The sequence below is a fragment of the Bacillus sp. 0209A genome, from assembly GCF_036765095.1.
GTDB classification, from domain to species: Bacteria; Bacillota; Bacilli; order Bacillales; family Bacillaceae; genus Bacillus; species Bacillus subtilis_G.
In genome coordinates, this window is sequence record NZ_JBAIZV010000008.1 from 1 (window position 1) to 25,174 (window position 25,174).

The window sequence follows — 25,174 nt, forward strand, 5'->3', positions numbered from 1 at the left end:
CCACAGCCGCATGCCAGAACATGAAGAAGATTGCCACATACCTAGCCAAGCAGGGCTAGGTATGTGGGAGCTCTTTTTCTGCTTTTGAAATCAGCTGAATATCTAAAGAAACATTACAAAACAAAAAAGCTTGTAGAAAAAACATCGTTTTCTCTACAAGCTGAACCTGCCTCAGAGCAGGTTCTTTTTCGATCTTTAGACTTCCACTGTCCAGTTGCACGGCCCTTTCACTTTGCCAAGCTGAATATCTGTTATCGTTTCATACAATTTTTTCGAGATGTCCCCGATTTGTCCGTCGCCTACAATCACCGTTTTCCCACGAATATTGAGTTCACCGACAGGCGTTACGACGGCTGCCGTGCCCGTGCCGAAGACCTCTGTCAATTCCCCGCGCGCAGAGGCCGCATAAATCTCATCAATCGAAATTCTCTCTTCACGAACCGGAATGCCCCAGCTGCGAATCAGTTCAATCGCAGACGAACGTGTAATCCCGCTTAAAATACTCCCGTTTAAAGCCGGTGTGACAGCTTCCCCGTTCATGACAAAAAAGATGTTCATGCTCCCTACTTCTTCCACATATTTCTTTTCAATGGCGTCCAGCCACAGCACCTGGTCATAGCCCCGCTCATTCGCTTTTCGCTGCGCTTCAAGGCTGGCGGCGTAGTTTCCCGACGTTTTTGCACATCCGACTCCGCCATTTACCGCCCGCACGTACTCATCTTCGACGTAGATTTTCACCGGCTTCAGCTGATCGCCATAGTATGAGCCGACAGGCGAAAGCACGATCATAAATGTATAGGTTTTGGATGCCTTCACCCCGAGACTCGGTTCTGTGGCGATGATAAAGGGCCGAATATACAGTGACGTCCCCTTTTCCTTTGGAACCCAATCTTTCTCCAGCTCAATTAATTGCGTCAATGCCTCAAGCACAAGCTCTTCGTCTAAAGGAGGCATACTCATGCGCTCACATGATCTGTTCAGCCGTTTGATATTTTGGTCCGGCCGGAACAGAAGCACTCTGCCATCTTCTGTTCTGTACGCTTTTAATCCTTCAAAAACAGCCTGGCCGTAATGAAAGACAGATGAAGAAGGATCAAGCGTAAGCGGCGCGTACGGCGTTATTCTAGGATGGCACCAGCCTATTCCCTCTTCATAATCCATCACAAACATATAATCTGTAAAATATTTCCCGAATTCCAAGAATGACGGGTCAGGCTTCGCCTTATGAAATGCAATTTTTTCTCGTTCGATAAGCTTATTCAATCTGATCAGCACACCTTTCACATCGTAGTTGTTTAAATATTCAGTCTTTTTAAAGCTGCAAAAACTTCAGCCGCTTCTTTGATTATACGCCGCTTTTAATCTATAAATTTCAGAATATTCTTTATGATCATCAGCTATTATACACCACATCCATTGTCAAATGAAGAAAAAATAAAAGAAAAACAGCCAGATTCATTCCGGCTGTCTGATTTTAGACTGCTAAATAAAGGACGGCAATATGGCAAATCAGCAAAATATACACCGCGATCACAAATTGCCAATTGATCTTCTGCGCCCATGCGAACACCAACATCATGACAGGCAGTATCACTGTCCCCGCCAACTTGTTCACTGTCAAATCCGGGCTGTTTGTACCATCATAATGAATCGGCATCTCCGCCGGAAGAAACGGATAAAACACCATTGAAAGGACGAAAGCAGCAATCACAGACCCCCACAGCGCTTTTCCATTCGTCAATAGAAACATAGAACCACCATTCCTTTCTTCATAACCATCAGGCGTTTTCTTTCATACGCATTGCTTTATGAATGATATGACTGTTCTACGGTGAATTTCGTTCGGTCTCCCCGCGTAATAATTTGCGCATATTCCACGACTTCTTCATTTTTATCATAGGTGAGGGATTCTGCTAAAAACGCCGGTGCTCCCACATTGGTTAATAAGTGGCCGCTGATCGTTTCATCGGTTAAAATCGGTTCGATCGATTCCGTGCCCCTGCTGATTTCAATATTGTATTTTGTCCTTAACAGTTCAAAAAGCGAGCCGGTGCACTCTTCCGGAGCCAGACCAGGTGCCGCTTTCCATGGAATATATGAGGTGTGGTACTGCAAAGGTTCCCCCTCGGCATATCTGACTCTGACAAGCTTATTGACAGGTTCATTCTCTTTCATTTTCAAAAGCTCGGCAATGGAGTGATCAGCAGGGATCACCACGAGTTCAAGCACTTTTGATTCAGAACGCAGGCCTCTCATTTGTTCTGCAAAGCTCGTAATCTGATGCGGAATCGGCGTTTGTATTTTTGCCGCCGATACAAATGTTCCTTTTCCTTGAATCCGTTTAATATATCCCTCAAGCTCAAGCTGCTGCAGAGCCAATCTCACAGTTGTTCTGCTGACATCATATTGTTCGCAAAACTCGCTCTCCGTCGGCAGCTGATCATTCGCCTTATATTTGCCCGACTTAATTAATTCAATGATTTTAAACTTGATAACAGAATATAAAGCTGTCATTTCATTCTCCCCATCCTGTATGCAAACCGTTCTTTTTGATTGAGACCATCATACCACTTAATCTCATAATGATGAAAGATTTGTATCTTTCTTTTATAACAAATTTTCAGAAATTTATATTGACACTTTAATGATTATGGTGCTAAATTCGTAATGACAACTATCATAAATTGATTGTAACAAATGTGGTGCTTGTCTATCTCTTTGGGGGGTGTCGCATGAAAATTATTGTCGCCGAGCATTATGAAGAACTCTGTAAGTTAAGCGCTAACATAATCAAGGAACATGTACAGGCAAAGAAAGATGCCGTTCTCGGCCTGGCAACAGGAAGCACGCCGGTCGGCTTGTACAAGCAGCTGATTTCAGACTATCAGTCAGGCGAAATTGATTTTTCAAAGGTTACTACATTTAATTTGGATGAATATGCAGGCCTCTCTCCATCTCATCCGCAAAGTTATAACAATTTTATGCATGAGCACCTTTTTCAGCATATCAATATGCAGCCTGACCATATCCATATCCCGCAAGGAGACAATCCGCAGCTTGAGGCTGAATGTATGATCTACGAGGATCTCATCCGTCAGTCGGGAGGCATTGATGTTCAAATTCTCGGCATCGGCGCCAACGGCCACATCGGTTTTAATGAACCGGGTTCTGATGTTGAGGGTCGAACACGAGTTGTTAAGCTGTCAGAAAGCACGATACAGGCAAATGCCAGATTCTTCGGCGGTGATCCTGTGCTGGTGCCGAGACTCGCAATTTCAATGGGCATTAAAACCATCATGAAATTCAGCAAACATATTGTGCTTTTAGCGAGCGGCGAGGAAAAAGCAGATGCCATTCAAAAGATGGCTGAAGGCCCTGTCACGACAGATGTACCGGCCTCCATTCTTCAAAAACACAATCATGTAACCGTTATCACAGATCAAAAAGCAGCCAGCAAATTAAAGAATACATCCTACTCATAAAACAATAAAAGGAGATTGTCATGTTTAAAAAGGCATTTCAAATTCTGCAGCAGCTTGGCCGTGCATTGATGACCCCGGTTGCCGTCCTGCCGGCAGCCGGTCTTTTGCTCCGTTTCGGTGACAAGGATTTACTGAATATCCCTATTATAAAGGATGCGGGCGGTGTTGTATTCGATAATCTGCCGCTGATTTTCGCCGTGGGGGTCGCGATCGGTTTAGCCGCCGGCGAAGGTGTAGCCGGACTTGCCGCTGTCATCGGATATTTAATTTTAACCGTTACCCTCGACAACATGGGGAAATTACTTGGCCTTCAGCCTCCGTATGAAGGAGCCGAGCACCTGATTGATATGGGCGTATTCGGAGGAATCATCATCGGGCTTCTTGCCGCCTATTTATATAAACGTTTTTCAACAATTGAACTGCATCCTGTCCTTGGATTTTTTTCAGGAAAACGGTTTGTCCCAATTATCACTTCCATCAGTTCATTGGTGATCGGCGTCATTTTCTCATTGGTATGGCCGCTGATCCAAAACGGGATTAACGCTGCCAGCAGTTTAATTGCCGATTCAACGGTCGGCCTGTTCTTTTATGCAACGATCTATCGTTTGCTGATTCCTTTTGGCCTGCATCATATTTTTTATACACCTTTCTATTTTATGATGGGAGAATACACAGACCCGTCAACAGGAAATACCATAACCGGCGATCTGACAAGGTTTTTCGCGGGAGATCCGACAGCCGGGCGCTTTATGATGGGAGATTTCCCTTACATGATTTTCTGTCTGCCGGCAGTTGCACTTGCCATTATCCATACCGCACGTCCGGAAAAGAAGAAAATGATCTCCGGCGTGATGATTTCTGCCGCGCTCACATCTATGCTGACAGGCATTACAGAGCCAGTTGAATTTTCTTTCTTGTTCGTTGCGCCCGTGCTCTATTTGATTAACTCTATTCTCGCCGGCGTCATCTTTGTCGTTTGTGATTTATTCCATGTCCGCCATGGCTATACGTTCTCAGGCGGCGGAATTGACTACGTCTTAAACTACGGACTGTCGACAAACGGCTGGGTTGTCATTCCTGTCGGGATCGTATTTGCTTTCATATATTATTATTTGTTCCGATTTGCGATTTTGAAATGGAATTTAAAAACGCCGGGCCGTGAAACAGATGAAGCCGATCAGAATGAGGCAAAAGCGCCTGTTGCAAAAGACCAGCTTGCCTTTCATGTGCTGCAAGCCTTAGGCGGACAGCAAAATATCGCCAACCTGGATGCGTGTATTACAAGGCTCCGTGTGACCGTTCATCAGCCAAACCAAGTCAGCAAGGATGAATTAAAACGGCTTGGCGCAGTAGGTGTGCTGGAAGTCAACAACAACTTCCAGGCGATATTCGGAACAAAATCCGACGCCTTAAAAGACGACATCAAAACGATCATGGCCGGAGGCGTGCCTGATACAGCCGCCGCGCTGGATGCGGAAACTGACATACAGCAGATTCCCGCTTCTGACGAATCCTTTATTTATCCGCTCAAAGGAGAAACAGTCTCTTTAACGGACGTGCCGGATCCAGTTTTTTCAGAAAAAATGATGGGCGAGGGGTTTGCGATTGATCCATCGGAAGGAAAAGTCATTGCCCCAGCAGACGGCGAAATCGTCTCCATTTTTCCGACAAAGCACGCCATCGGCTTTATGAGCGCCGGCGGCATTGAAATCCTGATTCATGTCGGCATTGATACTGTCAAATTAAACGGGGAAAGCTTCGAAGCACATGTCACGAGCGGACAAGCCGTCACACAAGGTGAACTGCTTCTCTCATTTGATCTCGATACCATCAAACAGCATGCCGCTTCAGCTGTAACACCGATCATTTTCACCAATGCATCTGAAGAAGATATGAAGCACATTCAAATAAAGTAAAAAATCCCTCCTGCTGGTGATGTTTTCGTTGGCACATGAAAACATCACCACCAAAATAAAAAAGGACAAAATCCCGAAACGAAATGTTTTAGGATTTTGTCAACATCTGAGAATACCTTGAATACAAGGTGTTCTTTCTACTATTCAGCAGCAGCGTGATCTTCTTTTTCAATCGCTGCCAGTCTTGCGATGACTTCTTCTTCTGTCATATTGTGCTCTTTGACATACAGGTTTCTTGAGTTCGTGCGGCATTCGTGGCTGCAGCTGCGCATATACTTATACTCATTTTCCGGTGTGCATATCATTTTTTTGTTGCAAGATGGATTTGCGCAGTTCACATAACGCTCACACGGTTCATCTGTAAAGCAGTCTTTTCCGACAACCACATGCTCGACACGGTTGACAGGCACGCTGATTCTTTCATCAAAGACGTAGCACTGGCCGTCCCAAAGCTTGCCTTGCACCTCAGGATCTTTTCCGTAAGTCACGATTCCGCCGTCAAGCTGTGATACATCTTCAAAACCTTGCTTCATCAGCCATCCTGAGAATTTTTCACAGCGCACGCCGCCCGTGCAGTACGTTAAAATCTGTTTGCCTTCAAGCAGTTCTTTGTTCTCTTCAATCCACTCAGGCAATTCACGGAAGGCTTCGATGTCAGGACGGACAGCACCTCTGAAATGGCCAAGATCATACTCGTAATCGTTACGCGCGTCGAGCACAATTGTGTTAGGATCCTGCATTTTCTCAAAAAATTCCGCGGGCTTCAAATGCTGTCCTGTTGTTTGATTCGGATCCACATCATCTTCAAGACGAAGCGTCACAAGCTCTTTTTTATGACGGACGAAGATTTTTTTGAACGCATGGTCCTCTTCTTCATCAATTTTAAATACCATATCCGCAAAACGAGGGTCAGCTTTCATTGTTTCCATATATTTTTCAGTCTGTTCAACCGTACCTGATACCGTACCGTTAATTCCTTCAGAAGAAACAAGAATACGGCCTAACAAACCAAGCTCCTTACAAAAAGCCAAATGCTGCTCTCTAAACGCCTCTGGATCTTCAATCGGAACATATTTATAGTAAAGTAATACTCTGTATTGTTTTTCCATGATTTAAACACCCTGTTCAATTATAGTTAGTTGCTATGCACACTCTTACTATATCATACAGGAAAATGCCGCAAAGATGAACATATCCGCACAGACTGATAAAAATATCCAAGCTCTTGCAAACCCACGCGGCACCAGGGTTTATTAATAACGAATAGTATTTTCCACTAACTTACTAATAAAAGTAGTTGTCTGAAAACTATTTTTGTAGTTCCTCTTCAAAAGATAAATTTATCGGCTCATCTAAAAGTTCTCCCGGCATTTCAAGATTTGTTGAAGGAATACTCTCATCTACCTCTTCAAAAACAACATGATCCATCCACATCTGACCCGGCCCAGATAATAGGACACCAAAGGAAATCACAGCACTCTTTTCAGGGACATCTAAAACAATAGCATAATGATTCCAATTGGTTGTCCCGGTAATAGGCCTGTTGCTCATATTGTCAAATTGGAGAACATCGTCAGCAGCACTGTCAACCCGCATCCAAAGTGAGGCAAAATGCTGCACTCCTTTTGTTTTGATAAAACTTGATAGCCGAAGCCTTTTTCCTAGATAGCGATCTGCCTTAAATTGCTGCATCATCGTCGCAAATTCACCGTTGCCCTGCACCATCGTTGATTTTAAATACCCTGAAGCTTTTCCCTGATGTACATTTTCCCGGTCAACCCCCATTTCGTATTGGAATGGATGGCTCCCGTTCAATAACCAGCCCTTCATTTTTTTCCCCATGCGAGATTCCTCCTTTTTTGAAGTCAATCGCTTCATAAATGTTCGATATGCTCCAGGCGGCATGTGATACAGCTTTTTGAACGTCCTCGTAAATGCTTCTTGAGATTCAAACTGATAATGCAAAGCAATATCCATAATACGAAAATCGGTATAAAGCAATGCTGCCGCTGCTGTAGCAAGACGTCTTAAACGAATATAAGAAGCAACCGACATGCCGACTTCTTTTTGAAAAATCCGATGAAAATGGAATTTTGAAAAGCCTGAAACGTTTACAATATCCTCACTTGATATTTGCTCATGTAAATGTGATTCAATCCAATCGATTGTTTTCTGGACAGCTTTTTCATAATACATTGCACGTTTTAATCTCCTTTCTTTTTTAGAATAATGGATCTCGGCTTATATGTTTTGATGATTTTTGCGATATGTAAAAATCCCCTGTTATATCACAGGGGACACCGCTCACTTGATAATGACAGATGGCGTGATATGCTCCAGCCAAATGACACCGTCATATTGTTCCTTTAGGATCATCCGCTCTTCCATGAACCCCCAATAGAGTGCTGTCCGCGGGGTATACATCCACGAAGTGCCTTTCTTGTTTTTTGTATGGAGAAAATCAACAAACACAGCTGGATGGTCCGCAGCCTTCAGCAAAGCTTCGAGACTTCCAGTCGGCGGCGGGCTTGTGACCGGCGTAACGGTCTTATTGTCTGAGCTATCAAGACTGGCGCCTGAATATGCATAAATACCAATCGTATATGTTTGTTTTTTCAGCCGCTCCGGCAAATAATCACCCATATTAGGAGTGTTTGCCTGTGTCATATCCTTAATCATTTTCGTATTCTGTTTGCGGAGATGGTAATTGTGGCCCCAGACAATGATTTTCTTTTTTGGATAAAGGGTGTCGGCAATCCACTGAAATTGATCAGCCATCATTCGGTCTCTTAAAACGAAAGGTAAATCCTCTAATTTCTCCGGATAATCCTCTAGCTTTTGTTTCATTTCTTGAGGCATATACGTTTCCATTACGTCAATTCGCAGCTGGAGAGAATGCATAAACATCTCATAAGCTTTCGGCTCTTTCGGTAGTTGTGCTTTTAACTTCGATGCATGTGTTTCTGCGAATTGAATAAGCTCACCGTAGTTTTTCACCAGCACTTCCTTCTTTTGCGTAAATTCCTCAAAGGTGCTGCTGCCAGTCACCAATTCTGAAAAATCGTTTTCTGATTGGGAAAGCAGCTCAGCTTTTTCGGGGTTCACCGCCTTCACCCATTGATTCGCATTATCATTAAATGAAGCTTTAAGGCTTTGAATATCAAAACCGGTCAAGATAAGCGGATCGCCTTTCTCTTTTTGCTCTTTCATGTAATCAAACAGTTCAACGACATCTTCTGTGTGCCAAACGGCGTAAATGGAGTTTTTCATCGTGCTCTTAGAGGTGGATTGGCCCATATTGAGGTAGGATGTATTTGTATCCGAAAATCCGGACTCGAATGCCAAAACATCATATCCTAATTCTTCATGGAGGTATTTGATCATGCGGATCTTTGTTGCATTGATTTCGCCAGCGCCGTGTGTGGTTTCTCCTAACTGAACGATTCGTTTTCCCTTCAGCACCTTCTTCAAAAAGCGAAGGTCTTTGTTTGAAGCATCGGAAGCATCCAGTGGACGCGCATGTCGTTCAATCCAGCGCTCCCAATGTTTTTCTTCAGAAACAGCCCGGGCTGAGGCTGAAAAAGAAGAAAACACCAGACAGACGATCAGCAGCGGCAGAGCCATTTTCACTATCATTCGTTTCAATTCTATCTCTCCTTTTCTGCAAGGTTCTCTAGTAGTTACGAGATAGATATAGAAAAAGTTTCCTTTTTCCACAGCGAAAAAAGCCTCTCTTATTAAAAGAAGCTTTCACTGGATTCTCTCATCACCTGCTGAAAGTAAAACCGATACGTATTTCGTAAAAATGTTTCTACTGGAAGCTGCACATCCGCTCGGTATTTGCTGATGATAAACGGAAACCGCTCGATTCCTTTCTTGTGCAGGTCGCTCGCTAGTGCCTCATCCGTTGCCATTTCTTGCAGAATCGCTTCAACGATCGGCCAGCACGCCTCTCGCACTTGCCTCAGGACAGCTTCATCTCCGGTTTTCTGATAATCTGTGATCCAGCTGGCGATTTGTTTCTCCATGAGTCTCACTTCCTTCCAAAAAAAGAGGCGCTTCGTTTAGACGAGCCCCTCTTTTTACTCTTCGTAACCTATCAATTCTCCGACTTGGACTTCCTGGCCTTCTGTTAAATTGGCGGCCGGCTTGAACGCGTCTTTTTCAAAAATCAAAATGACGGTTGAGCCGAATGAAAAGTATCCCAGCTCCTCGCCAATCTCCAGCTCGTCCCGGGTACTTGTCTGCACGATAGAGTTAATATTCAACGCGCCGACAGGAATCATCAGGACACTTCGACTGCCGCCATTCAGCTCGTATACAAAGCGATAATTTTTCGACAGCACATCTTTTCCGTATTTTAACCCTAATTGATTTACCGGGTATGAACGATTTCCGAGCTCGGCCAGCTTTTGATACCTGCAGCTGATTGGGGAATGGAAACGGTGATAATGCCGCGGGCTTAGATACAGCACGACGAAGTAACCGCCGTTGTATTGATGGTCCGCGCGTTTACAGCCGGTCAGCTCAGCGAATGAATAATCTTTTCCCTTTACCGTAAAGGTTTGATTCGGGTTGATTTTTCCCACCGTCTGAACCACACCGTCAACAGGGCTGACCACCGCCTGCAACTCTTTTGAAACAGGGCGCCGCTCCAGATCAATATGTCGAATGAACAATTCGGACAGCGAACCATAATCAGCGGCCGTACCGTCAACATCATCCCAATTTAGCCGAAAATGTTTTGAGAAAAGCGGAATGACCGGTTTGCTGATTTTAGACTCGCAAAATCCTTTAATCAGATAGGATGACAGACGATGATTCGTCAGCTCTATCAATGAACGATACAGAATCTTTACAGCTGTGTTAAACATGAATAATCCCTATAACCCTTCCGATTGTAATAAAAATAAAGCACCATAAAAAGGCGCCGATTGCCGCAAACGCAATATACGTTTTCAGTTCCATTTTGCCTATTCCCGAAAAGTAGCACGTCATATGTCTGACGCCGGGTATGAAATAACCTAAAATAAGCGAATATGGACCGTATTTCTTCATCCATTTTTCAACTTTCATCATTCTCTTTTCTTTTAATCCGACCCACTTGCCGTACTTGTCGATAAATGGGCGGCCGGCTTTTCTGCCGATCATGTAGCTGATCAGCATACCTGACAAAGCCCCGACAAAACTGATGAATATCGAAAGCTCATAATTCAGCACGTCCGTATGCGTAAAGTAGCCGACGACAGTCATCATCACTTCATCCGGTATCGGCAATCCAACAATCCCTAATACGAGCATCAAAAAAATAGCGAGATAACCGTAATCCGCTATGAGCTGCTGAACTAATTCCATCTCCCGGACTCCAGGTTTTCTGCCGCGTGTTTTTTAAAATGAGGAAATTTAATTTTGCTCACCATTAAATATGAAAGTCCGCAAGTGCCGATCGCCAGCAGGATCGGATTATAGGTAAAGCTGAGAATCACAAGACACATGCCCGCAAATGGAATCGGCATTCCGATAAATGTCGGAAGCTTACTTTGTTCAATGTTAAATTTAGAGAGGCGAAGCATTCCGCAAATGCTGTACGTCAATGCGCATAAAATCCCGATAAATGGAAGAGAGTATAATGCGACACTGTAAGCAAGCATTGAAGGAGCCACACCAAACGTCACTAGGTCGGCAAACGAATCCAGTTCTTTTCCCATATCAGAAACGGCATTCAGCTTACGTGCAGCCATCCCGTCAAAAAAATCGAGAAGCATGCCGGTAAAAATGAAGAGCACTGCTGAATGAATGTTGTGATATAACAAGGAATGAATCGCCAGCAGTCCGCAAATAAAATTTCCTATCGTAATCATACAGGGGATATAATTCACAGTGTAACCAAACCTCCAATTGTAAAACCATCTATCATTATTCGACGTTATGGATCGAATAGCGTTACAGGAAAAATTTTCTCTATTAAGCATGATAACATAAAATGCCCTGCAAAAAGCAGCATTCAAATTCTATTATTATACAACATTTGTTACCTTTTGAACAATGAATGCCATTCTTTTCATGTTTCTGACAATTTTATTCTTCGCTCAAAAAGGACAAGACTCGTTGATTGACGTACTCTGGCTGCTCCAGAGATAACAAATGCCCGGCGTTCTTCACGATTTCAGCCTGAATTCCCGGCACCAATATTGAAGCCCGCTCTAAAGCCATTTGCTGATGGCACATGACCTCGTGCTCACCGAACATCAGCAGCATCGGGACCGCAATCGATTTCAATTCCCGGTCTGTGAACACGTACGGAAAGCCGTTTTCTGTCGGTTTCAGGCTTCTTTGTTCATCCTGCCATTCCACACCCGCCACAATTTGTCTTTGCAGCGCAGGATGCAGATCATAACGGCTAGCCGTGACCCACTTGATATATGCCTCAGCTCCTCTTGACCCTGTAAGGCCCGCAGCAAATTTATAGACATCTGGATAATATGATATAAATGCTTCAGCAGGACTCATCACAACCGCCCGCTCTACTCTTTCAGGCGATTGGAGCAAAAAATTCACGATATGGGAACCCCCCAGCGAGAGGCCTGCCAAGTGTGCGGTCTCAAGTTCAAGCGAATCTAAGACGTCTTTCAGCCATTCTGCGCAATCTGCTCTCGTATCCAGAGCAGCTGATGGTATACTTTTGTTTTTGTCTCCTATTATATCGACCGCATATGTACGATATTGACTGCTCCACGCCGCGATATTCGGATACCACATAAGAGAGCTGAAGAGCCCCCTGTGAAGCAAAACGAGCGAAGGTGCGTCCTTTGGCCCACTTGCCATGATATGCGTTTTTCCAAAACGAGTAGAAACATAGAATGCTTCCGACTCAATCGGCCACAAAGAAAGGCTTTGATCATATGCCTGGTAAAAGCGAAGACCGCTTTCAGCCGCGGCAGGCTGCATCGAATATTGTGTCATTTTCTTCTTTTTCCTCCGGGTTGATTGATATAAAAATCAAGGATAATGCCCCTTTTGTCTCGTAAGAAAAAATACCTATGTATGATTATCTCATATTATAAATTTCCAGTATATATATATAGTTTGGCTTTCTGTGATAAAAAAAGGCGGTTTCCTCGAAATCAAGGAAACCGCCTATTCTTTGAAAACTAATGGAATGACCTTATCTTTTTTATCCTCTGTTAATGAGATGTGATGGGTTACTGATTTTTCATCCTTCGTCAATGCGACTGAGTAGTTACCTTTTTTGCCGGTATCCCATTTGATGTCTCCATTTTTGTCTGTTTTGCCGAGTATCTCGCCAATCTCTATACTCGGCTCTTGATCTGAGACCGGTGCTGCGACAATCGTCACTTGCACTCCTTCAACCGGCACCCCCTCAGCATCCTCCACATGAAGAGTGACAGGAATCGTTGTTTCTTTCTGAGCAGATTGGGTCGGTGAACTGCACCCGCATAAAAACAAAATAAACATGAAAATGGCTAATTTGCTGTATTTATTGATTTGCCCAATATTGAATATTGTTGAATACATCGTTCGTCACCCTTGTTCCCAAGTTGTATGACGATCCCCCGTTCGTGTGAATCGCAATAGCTGTCTGTCCTGTATCACTGTAGTTTCGATAAACAGGTGAGCCGCTTTGGCAGCCGTACGTATCTGTTGTATAGGTCAGCTTATATGTTTCAGCGGATCGAATCGGCTTTGTATCAGACCACATTGTGCCAAATGTTTTGTCACACGGGAATCCTGTCACTGACGAGGAAAGTCCCGCGGGACTGCTGCTGTTTGTTGTCCGATAGCCGTACCAGCCAACCGTGTTTCCGGGAGAACCGTTTAATTTAATAGCTCCGTAATCATAATTGGTGTTATTGCTTTCCGTCCATCCTTTAACGGAGTAAAACATCGTGCCTGAATAAGTTCCATAAGGATATGACGAACCGTTGCGGCCCGGCGCGGCTGTAATCGTTGAAGCCCATCCATGATCCTGGCTGTACACACAATGTCCAGCCGTTACGACTGTATTGGCATTGACTAAAAACCCGGTGCATCCATATGTGCTTGAGGTGTTGGGATACTTGATTGAAAGTTGGACAGTTGCTCTGTAAGGAAAAGATGTAGTGCTGGAGATTCTGGTGCGTTCATCGGTTCCGATGATACTCGAAGGCTGTAAGGCTTGAATGTTTTTTTCCAGTCCCTTTTGGCCGTAAAGCGATTTACTTGTTTTCCCGGTTCCCTCATAAGGATCGGAAACCTGTTCTTCTTTTGACGTTTGGTTTTTCGTAGCATCGGCTTCTTTACCGTTATTCGATACAGACATTTGCGGGTTCTCTGCCGCTTTTGCCGGTGCGCCGAAAGATACCGCCGCTGCCAATGCCAAACATAAAACCGTTAAACCAGTGAACCATCTTTTTCTGAATGTTGAAACTAATTTCATTCTAGCCATCTCCCTCCCTTTGTGTCAACCACCCTTATACATGGAAGACTTTTACATTATAATCAAATTTCTGATTCTTATGATAAAACTTTTATGGAGGATGAAAAAAACAGGCCTTGTACATGACAAAGGCCCGCTTAAACTCTACTTTATAGATAGCTGATCCAACGCTTTCTTTGCGTTCTCTCTCGCTGTTTCGACTGTATCTGCCCCAGAAAGCGCAACCGCCATACGGCGTCCGGCTTTCGTTATCGGCTTGCCAAAGACGCGAACTTGTGTCTTCGGTACTGCCAGCGCGTTTTCCAGGCCTTCAACAGTGTAGTCCGCTGATTCTTCCGGTGCTTTGAGGGGCCGGCTGGCGCCAGGAGAAAGCTGGGTGATTTCTGTAATCGGAAAACCGAGAATCGCCCGGACATGCAGCGCGAATTCTGACAAATTTTGCGTCACCAGCGTGACAAGACCCGTATCATGTGGACGAGGAGATACCTCACTGAAATACACTTTATCTTTCGCAAGGAACAGCTCAACGCCAAACAGACCGTATCCGCCAAGCTCATCCGTAATGGCTTTCGCAATATGCTTCGCTTCTACCTTTTGCTGCTCTGTCATATGATGCGGCTGCCATGATTCGATATAGTCTCCGTCCTTTTGCACATGGCCGATTGGCTCGCAAAATGTCGTCCCGTTGACCGCACGTACGGTTAAGAGCGTAATTTCTGATTCGAATGGAATAAACTCCTCAACAATCACGCGCCCGTTTTTCACCCGTCCGCCTTCCATCGCCGTCTCCCAGCAGCTTGCTAAATCCGTTTCAGAGCGGCATACACTTTGGCCTTTTCCAGAAGAACTCATCAATGGTTTAACGACACAAGGGAAGCCGATCTGAGCTGCCGCTTGTACAAATTCGTCATATGTATTCGCAAATTCATAGCCAGCCGTCGCAAGTCCGAGCGTTTCCGCCGCAAGCCGCCTGATGCCTTCCCGATCCATCGTCAGCTTCGCCGCACGCGCATTAGGGATGACGTAAAATCCTTCCTCTTCAAGCTTCAGCAATTCATCCGTCGCGATCGCCTCAACCTCAGGCACAATCAAATCCGGCTTTTCTTTCTCAATGATAGTTCTGATCTGCTCGCGATCCAGCATATCAACGACATAGCTGTTATGCGCGACCTGCATCGCCGGAGCATGCTCATAACTGTCAACCGCCACCGTCTGTACCCCAAGACGTTGGGCTTCAATCACTACCTCTTTACCTAACTCACCTGAACCTAACAACAAAACCTTCTTCGATTGGTACATCTCTGCCCCTCCTATCTGTTTCCCAATCATTATAACTGAAATATTCGAAAAATAAATTTTTATTAAAAAAGATAAAATAAGAAGATCTTATTTTGCCTCATTAGAAAATATCCTCAAGTATTGTGCAAATAAAGCTATTATCGAGGAATAAAAATCTTTAGATTCTTATACGAAAACAGACCAATCACGGTCTGCTTTCTCTATTCCAAACAGCAACATCATACAAGAAATCCCCAAAAATCATGCTACACTTAACCCAAGACCATCACACCGACAGGAGGCATCCCATGCAAAACGAAACACGCACACTGCAGCTTGACCCGCACCTTCATATAGAAGCCTACCGCTTTAAGGGAATTATGCAAAAATTCCCGAACCACTTTCACGATTATTATGTGATTGGCTTTATTGAAAAAGGACAGCGGTATCTGGCCTGTCAGGGTCAAGAATACGTCATCAATCCAGGCGATCTTCTCCTCTTTAACCCCCGTGACACGCATAGCTGTGAGCAGATTGACGGGCGGACGCTTGATTATCGGTGTATCAATGTGATGCCGGATGTCATGGAGAAGGCGGTGGAAGAGATTACTGGCACAGGACATCTCCCGTATTTCTCCCAGCATGTGTTATTCCGCCACGAGATGACAGCCAGCCTGCAGGAATTGCATATGTTGATATCCAGAGAAAAGCAGGCTTTGCGCAAGGAGGAGCTGTTTCTTCACCTGCTGGAAGAGCTGATCCGCCGTTATTCTGACGTCACGTTCCTCAGCAGCATTCCCGAACCGTCCGACGAGGTCAAAATGGTTTGTGAATTTTTAGAAGAGCATTATACCGAGAACGTCATGCTCAATGATTTGAGTGAATTAACAGGCTGGAGCAAATATCATTTATTGCGTTCATTTACAAAACAAAAAGGAATTACGCCTAATAGTTACCTGGAGACAATCCGGATTAACCAAGCGAAAAAACTCCTTGAACAAGGGGTCAGACCGATTGATGCGGCTTTTCAGACAGGATTCAGCGATCAAAGCCATATGACGAAGTTTTTCAAACGGCAGGTGGGCCTGACGCCGAAGCAATACATGAAGATTTTTGAAAAGGAGCTGCAAAGATGAGCACACAAAGAGAAACGACCGGGCATATCGCAGCCATTGCGACCATTCTGGTTTGGGGAACGACCTTTATTTCGACAAAGGTTCTGCTGACTGACTTTACGCCAATGGACATATTATTTTACCGGTTTTTGATGGGCTTTATTACTCTTATTCTCGTACGTCCCAAAATGATACCGTTCAAAAACTGGCGGCAGGAGCTGTTATTTGCCGGGGCAGGTTTATTTGGCGTAACACTTTACTTTTTATTAGAAAATATAGCCCTTACGTATACATACGCTTCAAATGTCGGCATGATCGTGTCCATTATCCCGATGATCACGGCTGTACTGGCTCACTTTCTGCTTGAAGGCGAAAAACTGCGGGTGACTTTTTTCATTGGTTTTGGGGCGGCACTGATCGGGCTTTTATTGATTACGTTCAATGGCAATGTCGTACTGCGGCTGAATCCGTTCGGTGACATCATGGCAGTCGGAGCCGCTATCGTGTTTGGAGGCTATTCGATATTCATGAAAAAATTAAGCGCTTACGATTTTCATATCATCGAGCTGACACAGAGAGTGTTTTTGTACGGTTTGTTGTTTATGGTTCCCGCTTTATTTTTGTTCGATTTTCATTTTGACCTGAGCCGATTTTCATCTGCTTCAAATGTACTCAACATGCTCTTCCTCGGCATCGGCGCTTCCGCCCTGTGCTTTGCCACATGGAATTACTCAGTCGGCGTGCTCGGCGCCGTCAAATCCAGCGCGTATATTTACATGGTCCCAGTCATCACAATCGCCGCCTCGATCCTGATCCTGCACGAAAACATGACCTGGATCGCTCTCGCAGGAGGTGTGCTTACACTTTTAGGCCTCTACATTTCAGAGCTGAAACCGAAAGCGAAGCTGGTGGAGAACGGATGTCATATGGATGCTTAACGGCATCCATTTTTTATTCTACCGAACTATCTGCTATTTTACTGGCTATTTTTGCTTATTATACTAGTTAACATCAAATTGTTTCACCTTGAAATAAGAAAATAAAATGCGCAATTTCTATACTTAGGAGATGTATGTATTGAATAAAGACCTACACACATATAAAGAAACCGAAACAGCAGCGAAGTTTATTTTAGAACATGCAAAAGATGATAAAGAACTTTTGATTTTCCTAAACAAACATGACTCCATCATGCTGAATCAATTAAAAATATTCTTTAGCGAACCGCAGCTCACATTCAAACACACTATCAAAATCGTTTGTTTCGTGACATTCGTAACGTTATATATTTATTTTTTCAGCACTCGTTTTAATGAATTAATAGAATTAACTGTACAAATGTTTTTTGCCTTGATTGGCCTTTTTTGGGTTTTTGTTGTTTTCCCATTTTCAAGAAAAGTTCAAATCTCTGACCGCTTCAAACAAAAAGTCGAAAACACCCGCATTGTCGGAATGATTGACTTCGTATTAGAACAGAAATACAAAAAAAGCATCTCTGAATAAAAGAAGAGATGCTTTTCTCTTACAGCTTCTCCACCACAGCCGCACTGTCACGCGTGACCGCCCCGGGCTCTCTCAGCAACACGTTCATCACACTGGCCAGCACGAGCATCCCGATCGACAAATAAAAAGCCAGTGTATATTCACCCGTTACCGTATAGATGACACCAGGTATATACGCGCCGAGTGCCGAGCCGATTTGATGGGCGAGCGACAGCCAGCCGATCATGAGGCCGATCGAGTAGTTTTGAAAGTACTGGGTGGCGAGCATTTGAGTCGGCGCTACGGTAGCGAAGTCCACTAATCCAAACAGAATCGCAAAGCCTAGAAGCAAGTAGGGTTCGTGGCTGTAAATCAGAATCACGATCGAAAGCGCGCGTACCGCATATAAAAAGCACAGGATTTTTCGGCTGCTCCACCGGTCCGCTACAATTCCGGACAGTAAGATGCCAGCGATATTAAAGCCGGCAAGCAGACTGACAGCGGCACTGGTGACTGTCGTTGAAAAGCCGTGATCGTGAGAAAAGGGAATCAAATGAGTATCCATCAGCCCCACGGTCGTAAATCCGCAGATCAAAAACGGCAACATCAAAAACCAGAATTGCCTCATCCGAAACATCCCGGTCACTGAAAGAGCAGTTGTTTTGGGCGCTGTTTCTTTTTCCGCAGCCGCAAGCCCGCCTATCGGCTCTGCATTCTTTTCTGAAGGATTGTTTCGCAGCATCAGCATTGCAGCCGGAAAGACAATCACGATTAACAGCAGCCCTAACACCACAACCGTCAACTTCCAGCTAAACCAATGGATCAGCATGAGTGAGCCGGGAACGAGAAGCATTTGCCCAGCGCCAAAGCCTGCTTCCATGATCCCAAAAGCTAGTCCGCGCTTTTTGCTGAACCAATTGACGACCAACACACTTGCTGCCACATTCGATGCCCCGCCAACTCCAAGCGAGACACCTAATCCATAAAGCAAAAACAGCTGCCAAGGCGAAGTGACAAAGTATGTTAAGAAAATACTGACTCCTGTCAGCAGCGCACTCCATGACAAAACAGCCCGAGCACCCCATTTATCCACAAGCCGCCCGATCACAGGCTGAGATATGCCATAGACAATAAAGCTTATCGTAGAAATCAGCGAGATGGTGCCTCTATCCATTGAAAATTGCCGTTCCCACGGCTCCACAAACGCACCAAACGACAAGCGCACCCCCTGAACGGCCAATAAGATCAAAAAGGTGACGGAAACGATGATCCAAGCATAATGCAGCCTTTTCATGATAGCTCCAAATCCCACCGTTCTTCTGTCAGACGCTGCCCCCATAATGGCGCTTCTTCTTTCACTTCACTTATCCTGAATCCAAATTTTTCGTAGAGCGGACGGGCCTCAGCCATGGTGCTCACCGTCCAAAGGAAAATGCGTTCAAACCTCATTTCCCTGCAGTATGCAACCAGATGCTCAAGCAATTGAGTGCCGAGCCGTCTGCCCCGAAAATCGTCATCAACCAGGAACCATCTGAGCTGCACAGTCTTTTCCTCATGTTTGACCAAACCCACACAGCCGGCAAATTTCCCGCCGCTTTCCGCGATCCATATGTTTTCGATTTCCGCATCAAATGTCTCATGAAGATAAGCTAAAAACGTGTCGTCCCAGCCATGCGCCTCCGCATAAAATTGTCTATGTTTTTCAATGAGGATTTGAAGATCATCCGAAAGAAAATAATCTCTAATCGATATGTCTGACGTTCTGGAAGTTAGTGACTGTGAAAGGATCGCTTCAATTTCCGCCATCGCCTCCGCAAGCTTGTGCTGGTCCTTTTGGTCAATTTCCTTCAGCATCAGTTCTACTTGTTCGTTCGCTTTCTCCTCCAGCTTTTTATAAATCGTTTTTCCTGATTCCGTGACATAAATATAATGGTGGCGCGCATCAGCTTTGCTCTTCTGTTTATAGATCAAATCTTCTTTTTCAAACAGTTTCAACATCCTGCTGACATATCCCCGGTCAAGCCCAAGCTTATCCTGAAGGGCTTTTGCCGTACAGTTAGGCGTATTATAAATTTCAAATAAAATCCGTGTTTCTGTTAAGGAAAACGGGCTGTCGTAAATGTGCTCATTAAGGAAGCCAAGAACATTTGTGTAGAATCGATTGAACTTTCTGAATTTTAAACCGACAGATGATCCACTGGTTTTCAAATCTATCCCCACTTTCTTATATCGTTGATTAAGGCAATTATAATCATAGTTAGTTGCCATAGTCAACGATATATTGAAAAGTGGAGCATTTTCATTTTCCTGATGCTTTCCTTTTCCTGATCACAATCATTGTGATATAGGATATAGCCAGTGAAACCAAGGTATAGACAACAACCCATCCCAAAAATGATAGATTAAAAACGGTAAAGGTGAGCACTAGCGAAATCATCAAACTAAACACCGGCATCAAATACGCATTTTGACAAACACAAGTCCCGACAACCGATAACACGATAATCCCTAACGGCAAAATACCGAATGCGATATCTAATTCATCCACCTGCAACAGCCTCCCTCCAGATTTTTATGCTGCTTGTAAAAAAACATACCCGCAATTAGTAAAAGGATAATTTTCACTCCCTAGATCCACATTTGAAAATTACCCGTTTACATTCACTCCGGACTATGATAATTTAAGAAAGCGCTATCATGATAAGTTAATAGCTTGGATGGAGATGAGGAGAGCCAGGAATCCAACCCCTTTTAAACAAGGGGTGTTTTCTGGCTCTTTTTGTTTTTCGGAAAGGAGGCACGCCACACATCCAGCACAAACAGCAAAGGGGATGATTTTGATGTTTCACATGTTTAAACCGGCTCCTCACATTGAGAGACTCGATGATTCAAAGACGGATGCGGCTTATAAAAGGCTTAGGCTCCAAGTATTCATTGGTATTTTTATCGGCTACGCAGGCTACTACCTGCTGCGGAAAAACTTCGCCTTTGCCATTCCTTATCTGCAGGAACAGGGATTTTCAAAAACGGAACTGGGATTGGTGCTGGCCGCTGTGTCCATTGCGTACGGCTTCAGTAAATTCATCATGGGCATGGTGTCTGACCGCTGCAATCCGAGATATTTTCTCGCGACAGGCCTATTTTTATCAGCAATCGTTAATATTCTTTTCGTTTCAATGCCTTGGGTGACTTCGAGCGTCACCATCATGTTCATTTTTATGTTTATCAACGGATGGTTTCAGGGAATGGGCTGGCCGCCATGCGGCAGGACAATGGCCCACTGGTTTTCCATTAGTGAACGCGGGACAAAAATGTCGATCTGGAATGTCGCCCATAACATAGGCGGCGGTATTCTTGCTCCGCTTGTCACTCTTGGCATTGCGATGTTCGCGACTTGGAAAAGCGTGTTTTTCTTCCCAGCCATCATCGCCATTATCATTTCATTTTTGATTGTTTTATTGGTTCGCGATACGCCTCAATCTTGCGGACTCCCACCAATTGAAGAGTATCGTAATGACTATCCCAAACACGCTTTTAAAAATCAGGAAAAAGAATTAACAACAAAAGAAATTCTTTTTCAATACGTGCTGAACAACAAATTTCTTTGGTACATCGCGTTTGCGAATGTATTTGTCTATTTTGTGCGGTACGGCGTTGTTGACTGGGCGCCTACTTACCTAACGGAAGCCAAAGGCTTTTCTCCTGAGGACTCGCGCTGGTCGTATTTTCTTTACGAATACGCCGGCATACCGGGAACGATCCTGTGCGGCTGGATCAGCGACCGATTTTTCAGAAGCCGACGGGCACCGGCAGGGGTTTTGTTTATGGCGGGCGTTTTCATTGCCGTATTGGTGTACTGGCTGAATCCCGCCGGTCATCCGCTCGTAGACAACATCGCCCTGATCAGCATTGGCTTCTTAATCTACGGACCTGTTATGCTGATCGGCCTGCAAGCGATTGATCTTGCGCCGAAAAAAGCAGCCGGAACTGCGGCTGGTTTGACCGGATTTTTCGGATACATCGGCGGATCCGCTTTCGCCAACGCCATTATGGGCTTTGTCGTTGATCGATATGATTGGAACGGCGGCTTTATCATGCTGGTCTCTTCCTGCATTCTTGCCATCGTCTTCTTAGCTTTGACGTGGAATACAGGAAAACGGGCGGAGCACGTTTAAGAAAGAAAAACAAAAGATTAATCGTTTTCCAACACGCTGTTTACATCTGTTTTTTAATATGAAAAGCAGATGTACGGCTTATCTATAAGGAGGAGAAATCATGCGGAAAAATAGAATACTAGCCTTGGTTCTTCTGTCGCTGGGCTTACTCTCATTTATGGTAACACCAGTGTCGGCAGCGTCAAAAGGAAACCTGCTGTCACCTGACCGTATCCTGACGGTCGCGCACAGAGGGGCTTCCGGATATGTGCCTGAACACACGATCCTGTCTTACGAAACCGCTCAGAAAATGAAAACAGATTATATTGAACTGGATCTGCAAATGACAAAAGACGGCAAATTGATTGTCATGCACGATGAAAAACTGGACCGCACCACAAACGGAACAGGCTGGGTGAAAGACCATACACTCGCAGACATTAAGAAACTTGACGCCGGTTCTTGGTTTAATGAAGCCTATCCGAAAAAAGCAAAGCCGCAGTACGCCGGCCTTAAAGTTCCTACATTAGACGAAGTATTAGACCGTTTCGGAAAACACGCGAACTACTACATCGAAACAAAATCGCCTGACACCTACCCAGGTATGGAAGAAAAACTGATCGCTTCTTTGCAGAAGCATAAATTACTGGGCAAACGTTCTAAGCCCGGCCAAGTGATCATTCAATCGTTCAGCAAAGAAAGCCTGGTAAAAGTCAAGCAATTACAGCCAAACCTGCCAACTGTTCAATTGCTGGAAGCCAAACAAATGGCGTCAATGACAGATGCTGACCTAGAAGAAATCAAAACATACGCTGTCGGTGCGGGTCCGGATTATAAAGCCTTGAATCAAGAAAACGTCCGCATGATCCGCAGCCACGGTCTCCTGCTTCATCCTTACACAGTCAATACGGAAGCAGATATGCGCCGCCTGCTTGACTGGGGAGTGACAGGAGTGTTCACAAATTACCCTGATGTCTTTCAGCATGTGAAAAAAGACTACAAAAAAAGCTTAGAATCCTAGGATTCTAAGCTTTTTCTCATTGATTTTCACCAATAACAGCTTCTGCAACATTGACCGCATGATCGCCGATACGCTCCAGGTTGCTGATCATATCGACAAAGACAATGCCCGCTTGTCCAGTGCACAGCCCTTCATTCAGACGGATAATATGCTTTTTGCGAAGCTTCCGTTCCATTTTATCAATTTCATCTTCTTTTTCAATGACTTGATCAGCGATCTTCACATCATTCTGGTGCAGAGCATCCATAGACGCCTTCACAGTAGAAATCGTCAAATCCATCATTTTCGTTAAATCCGCCATGGCAGATTCAGTAAGAACCACACGATGCGCCTGCTGATATTCAATCAGTTCAATCACATTTTCGAAGTGATCTCCGATTCTTTCAATGTCTCTGACTGTATCCATCAGCATATGATGCTCCTCAGACTCGTGCTCTGAGAGAGAGCTTGAAGAAAGCTCAATCAAATAATCAGTAATTTTTCGATCAAGATTGTTAACCGCATCCTCTAACTGGTAAGCATTTGCCGCGTATTTCGGCTGTTTTGTGACCAAGAACTGTTTTGTAACCTCCAGCCCCTGCACCGCAAAGTTCCCCATTTGCAGAACTTCTTCTTTTGCTTGCCCGAGAGCAATAGATGGAGATTGCTCAATAAAAATCGGATCAAGATGCGACTTGTATTCCACCATTGAGTCCTTGCCTGGAATCAGTTTTGTTACGATCAAAGCCAATATCCCGACAAAAGGAAGCTGTATGAGTGTATTGGACGTATTAAAGATTCCGTGCGCAAAGGCAATCGTCATTTTGGGATCAAGCCCCATTGAAGCCTGCAACCATAAGATCAAAGAAGTAAACGGCTTGAGCAAAATCAGGAAAATCGCTGTCCCGATAAGGTTAAACAGCACATGAGTAGCCGCAGCACGTCTCGCGGCAACAGATGCACCTAGAGACGCGAGAATCGCTGTGATCGTCGTTCCGATGTTATCCCCGAATAACACCGGAAGTGCGCCGTTAATATCAATCAGACCATCTGAAAATAAACCTTGCAGGATACCGATCGTGGCGCTGGAACTTTGCACGAGTACCGTAAACAATGTCCCAATGACAACACCTAAAACCGGATTGGTGCTCATACTAACCGTTAAATCATGAAACGCTTCAAGTGAACGGAGCGGTTTCATGCCGCCGCTCATTAGCTCCAATCCATAAAACAGAGCCCCGAATCCAAACACAATCTGGCCAGCATTTTGTATATTTTTATGTTTAAAGAAAAACAGTAAAAATCCGCCGAGAGCAATAATCGGCAAGGCATAGGCCCCTATGTCGATTCCGATAATAAACGCGGTAACCGTCGTTCCAATATTGGCCCCCATAATGACCCCAATGGCCTGGCGAAGCGTCATAAAGCCCGCACTGACGAGCCCTACGGTAATAACCGTGGTTCCGGAACTGCTCTGAATCAAAACCGTCACAATGATCCCCGCCAATACGCCCATCAGCGGATTGCTTGTAAAACGGTCTAAAATATTTCTTAATCTATCTCCAGCCGATTTCTGCAGTCCCTCTCCCATGAACTTAATCCCAATCAGGAAAATACCGAGACCTCCGAGAAATTCGAACAGTAATGTTTGTAAATCAATCGCCAACATGTTCACCTCTGTTTAGACATTATTCAGCAAACTCACTTCGATTATGTTTCAAGTTCAATTGGTTGTAAATAAAACAACCGCTGAATTTACAATAACTTAACAATCAGCCTTATGGTCCTATTTAACGTTTACATTCGTGTAATATTTCGCCGATGAACATGACCAATCGACTACAAAATTCTTACATCATCACAAGGTTTTATCATGGCAATTATTCTTTCCCTTTCCAGCTTTCCGTATACAGAAACGACATCCGCTTTACAGTTCTCCTGAGCAAGGTTTAGCAATAATGAGAACGGGAATGATACAGGAAACACTACTCTTCAATTATAGAAAGGAGTATCACCATGAAACAAAAGCTGTTACTTTCAGGTCTCGCTGTTTCAACTGTCGGCATCACTTCTTATCTATTAAAGGACCCGTCAAATCGCCAAAAAGCAAAAGAATTCATTCACAGCATGAAAATGAAAATGACAAAACAGCCTGAAATGGAGAAGTTCCCAGTCGATAAAGCCGGCCACCCGCACCCGCAAGATATCGAGGATAACAAAATGGTATCCGAAGGCTCCATGTATCCCGTCCAATATTACGATGAAAAAAAGAAGTAATCTAAAAGCTCTCTTCGATAAAGGAAGAGAGCT

Annotated in this window: 26 protein-coding genes; 8 read left to right on the forward strand and 18 right to left on the reverse strand. The window is 44.4% G+C overall.

All coding sequences use genetic code 11. The annotated features are described in order from the left end of the window. Window positions 1-195: 195 nt before the first annotated feature. The 3 genes from V6D44_RS19635 to gamR form a co-directional block, all read right to left on the reverse strand. Window positions 196-1,263 carry a branched-chain amino acid aminotransferase gene (locus tag V6D44_RS19635; RefSeq protein WP_087991805.1) on the reverse strand — a complete coding sequence of 356 codons (1,068 nt, stop codon included), beginning with the start codon at window positions 1,261-1,263 and terminating at the stop codon, window positions 196-198. Window positions 1,264-1,474: 211 nt separating this feature from the next. Then, window positions 1,475-1,750, reverse strand: a complete 276-nt coding sequence (locus V6D44_RS19640; protein WP_087991804.1) for a DUF1648 domain-containing protein — start codon at window positions 1,748-1,750, stop codon at window positions 1,475-1,477. Between the two features lie 56 nt (window positions 1,751-1,806). Continuing rightward, a complete protein-coding gene (gene gamR / locus V6D44_RS19645) occupies window positions 1,807-2,514 on the reverse strand; it encodes a transcriptional regulator GamR (RefSeq protein ID WP_202329058.1) in 708 nt (235 codons plus the stop codon). A 218-nt stretch (window positions 2,515-2,732) separates the two neighbouring features. On the opposite strand from gamR, the gene nagB reads away from it, so the two are divergent. Next, complete coding sequence (nagB, locus tag V6D44_RS19650; RefSeq protein ID WP_087991802.1) at window positions 2,733-3,482, forward strand: glucosamine-6-phosphate deaminase; 750 nt, start codon at window positions 2,733-2,735, stop codon at window positions 3,480-3,482. A gap of 20 nt (window positions 3,483-3,502) precedes the next feature. Then, window positions 3,503-5,398, forward strand: a complete 1,896-nt coding sequence (ptsG, locus tag V6D44_RS19655) for a glucose-specific PTS transporter subunit IIBC (protein ID WP_087991801.1) — start codon at window positions 3,503-3,505, stop codon at window positions 5,396-5,398. Window positions 5,399-5,538: 140 nt separating this feature from the next. Here ptsG and trhO read toward each other — a convergent pair whose 3' ends face one another. From trhO to purT, 11 genes are all read right to left on the reverse strand, one after another. Then, window positions 5,539-6,507 carry an oxygen-dependent tRNA uridine(34) hydroxylase TrhO gene (gene trhO / locus V6D44_RS19660; RefSeq protein WP_333516831.1) on the reverse strand — a complete coding sequence of 323 codons (969 nt, stop codon included), beginning with the start codon at window positions 6,505-6,507 and terminating at the stop codon, window positions 5,539-5,541. Window positions 6,508-6,706: 199 nt separating this feature from the next. Then, on the reverse strand, window positions 6,707-7,594 hold the full coding sequence (locus V6D44_RS19665) for a helix-turn-helix transcriptional regulator (protein WP_333516832.1): 888 nt from the start codon (window positions 7,592-7,594) through the stop codon (window positions 6,707-6,709). 108 nt (window positions 7,595-7,702) lie between these two features. Then, a complete protein-coding gene (locus tag V6D44_RS19670) occupies window positions 7,703-9,043 on the reverse strand; it encodes an erythromycin esterase family protein (RefSeq protein ID WP_333516833.1) in 1,341 nt (446 codons plus the stop codon). Between the two features lie 92 nt (window positions 9,044-9,135). Further along, window positions 9,136-9,426, reverse strand: a complete 291-nt coding sequence (locus tag V6D44_RS19675) for a hypothetical protein (protein ID WP_087991797.1) — start codon at window positions 9,424-9,426, stop codon at window positions 9,136-9,138. Window positions 9,427-9,480: 54 nt separating this feature from the next. After that, window positions 9,481-10,272 (reverse strand): phosphatidylserine decarboxylase, encoded by a 792-nt coding sequence (locus tag V6D44_RS19680; protein WP_087991796.1) that lies wholly within the window; start codon window positions 10,270-10,272, stop codon window positions 9,481-9,483. Further along, window positions 10,265-10,753, reverse strand: coding sequence for a DedA family protein (locus V6D44_RS19685; RefSeq protein WP_087991795.1), 489 nt, complete (start codon window positions 10,751-10,753; stop codon window positions 10,265-10,267). The genes V6D44_RS19680 and V6D44_RS19685 overlap by 8 nt, the downstream gene beginning before the upstream one ends. Next, window positions 10,744-11,277, reverse strand: coding sequence for a CDP-diacylglycerol--serine O-phosphatidyltransferase (gene pssA, locus V6D44_RS19690; RefSeq protein WP_087991794.1), 534 nt, complete (start codon window positions 11,275-11,277; stop codon window positions 10,744-10,746). Before pssA ends, V6D44_RS19685 begins: the two co-directional genes overlap by 10 nt. A 199-nt stretch (window positions 11,278-11,476) precedes the next feature. Continuing rightward, window positions 11,477-12,361 (reverse strand): alpha/beta fold hydrolase, encoded by an 885-nt coding sequence (locus tag V6D44_RS19695; protein ID WP_087991793.1) that lies wholly within the window; start codon window positions 12,359-12,361, stop codon window positions 11,477-11,479. Between the two features lie 174 nt (window positions 12,362-12,535). Continuing rightward, window positions 12,536-12,934, reverse strand: a complete 399-nt coding sequence (locus tag V6D44_RS19700) for a DUF2606 family protein (RefSeq protein WP_087991792.1) — start codon at window positions 12,932-12,934, stop codon at window positions 12,536-12,538. Then, window positions 12,897-13,835, reverse strand: a complete 939-nt coding sequence (locus V6D44_RS19705; RefSeq protein ID WP_087991791.1) for a trypsin-like serine peptidase — start codon at window positions 13,833-13,835, stop codon at window positions 12,897-12,899. Before V6D44_RS19705 ends, V6D44_RS19700 begins: the two co-directional genes overlap by 38 nt. Before the next feature lie 144 nt (window positions 13,836-13,979). Next, the gene (purT, locus tag V6D44_RS19710) at window positions 13,980-15,134 is read right to left on the reverse strand and encodes a phosphoribosylglycinamide formyltransferase 2 (protein WP_087991790.1); all 1,155 of its coding nucleotides are present in this window, start codon (window positions 15,132-15,134) and stop codon (window positions 13,980-13,982) included. Window positions 15,135-15,421: 287 nt separating this feature from the next. Between purT and V6D44_RS19715 the strand changes: the two genes are divergently transcribed. The 3 genes from V6D44_RS19715 (at window position 15,422) to V6D44_RS19725 (ending at window position 17,731) form a co-directional block, all read left to right on the forward strand. Then, a complete protein-coding gene (locus V6D44_RS19715; RefSeq protein WP_333516834.1) occupies window positions 15,422-16,249 on the forward strand; it encodes an AraC family ligand binding domain-containing protein in 828 nt (275 codons plus the stop codon). Beyond that, window positions 16,246-17,166, forward strand: coding sequence for a DMT family transporter (locus V6D44_RS19720; protein ID WP_333516835.1), 921 nt, complete (start codon window positions 16,246-16,248; stop codon window positions 17,164-17,166). Before V6D44_RS19715 ends, V6D44_RS19720 begins: the two co-directional genes overlap by 4 nt. A gap of 139 nt (window positions 17,167-17,305) precedes the next feature. Next, on the forward strand, window positions 17,306-17,731 hold the full coding sequence (locus tag V6D44_RS19725; RefSeq protein ID WP_442893327.1) for a hypothetical protein: 426 nt from the start codon (window positions 17,306-17,308) through the stop codon (window positions 17,729-17,731). Between the two features lie 19 nt (window positions 17,732-17,750). On the opposite strand, the gene V6D44_RS19730 is transcribed toward V6D44_RS19725, so the two are convergent. From V6D44_RS19730 to V6D44_RS19740, 3 genes are all read right to left on the reverse strand, one after another. After that, window positions 17,751-19,004, reverse strand: coding sequence for an MFS transporter (locus V6D44_RS19730; protein ID WP_087991787.1), 1,254 nt, complete (start codon window positions 19,002-19,004; stop codon window positions 17,751-17,753). After that, on the reverse strand, window positions 19,001-19,918 hold the full coding sequence (locus V6D44_RS19735; RefSeq protein ID WP_202329071.1) for a bifunctional helix-turn-helix transcriptional regulator/GNAT family N-acetyltransferase: 918 nt from the start codon (window positions 19,916-19,918) through the stop codon (window positions 19,001-19,003). The genes V6D44_RS19730 and V6D44_RS19735 overlap by 4 nt, the downstream gene beginning before the upstream one ends. A 91-nt stretch (window positions 19,919-20,009) precedes the next feature. Continuing rightward, window positions 20,010-20,258: a YbeF family protein gene (locus V6D44_RS19740; protein WP_087991809.1), complete on the reverse strand. Its 249-nt coding sequence runs from the start codon at window positions 20,256-20,258 to the stop codon at window positions 20,010-20,012. Between the two features lie 292 nt (window positions 20,259-20,550). Between V6D44_RS19740 and glpT the strand changes: the two genes are divergently transcribed. Beyond that, the gene (gene glpT / locus V6D44_RS19745; protein ID WP_087991785.1) at window positions 20,551-21,885 is read left to right on the forward strand and encodes a glycerol-3-phosphate transporter; all 1,335 of its coding nucleotides are present in this window, start codon (window positions 20,551-20,553) and stop codon (window positions 21,883-21,885) included. A 100-nt stretch (window positions 21,886-21,985) separates the two neighbouring features. Next, window positions 21,986-22,885 (forward strand): glycerophosphodiester phosphodiesterase, encoded by a 900-nt coding sequence (locus V6D44_RS19750; protein WP_087991784.1) that lies wholly within the window; start codon window positions 21,986-21,988, stop codon window positions 22,883-22,885. Window positions 22,886-22,901: 16 nt separating this feature from the next. Here V6D44_RS19750 and V6D44_RS19755 read toward each other — a convergent pair whose 3' ends face one another. Further along, window positions 22,902-24,530: a Na/Pi cotransporter family protein gene (locus V6D44_RS19755; RefSeq protein ID WP_176365284.1), complete on the reverse strand. Its 1,629-nt coding sequence runs from the start codon at window positions 24,528-24,530 to the stop codon at window positions 22,902-22,904. Window positions 24,531-24,880: 350 nt separating this feature from the next. Between V6D44_RS19755 and V6D44_RS19760 the strand changes: the two genes are divergently transcribed. After that, on the forward strand, window positions 24,881-25,141 hold the full coding sequence (locus tag V6D44_RS19760; protein WP_087991782.1) for a hypothetical protein: 261 nt from the start codon (window positions 24,881-24,883) through the stop codon (window positions 25,139-25,141). The last annotated feature ends 33 nt before the right edge of the window (window positions 25,142-25,174 follow it).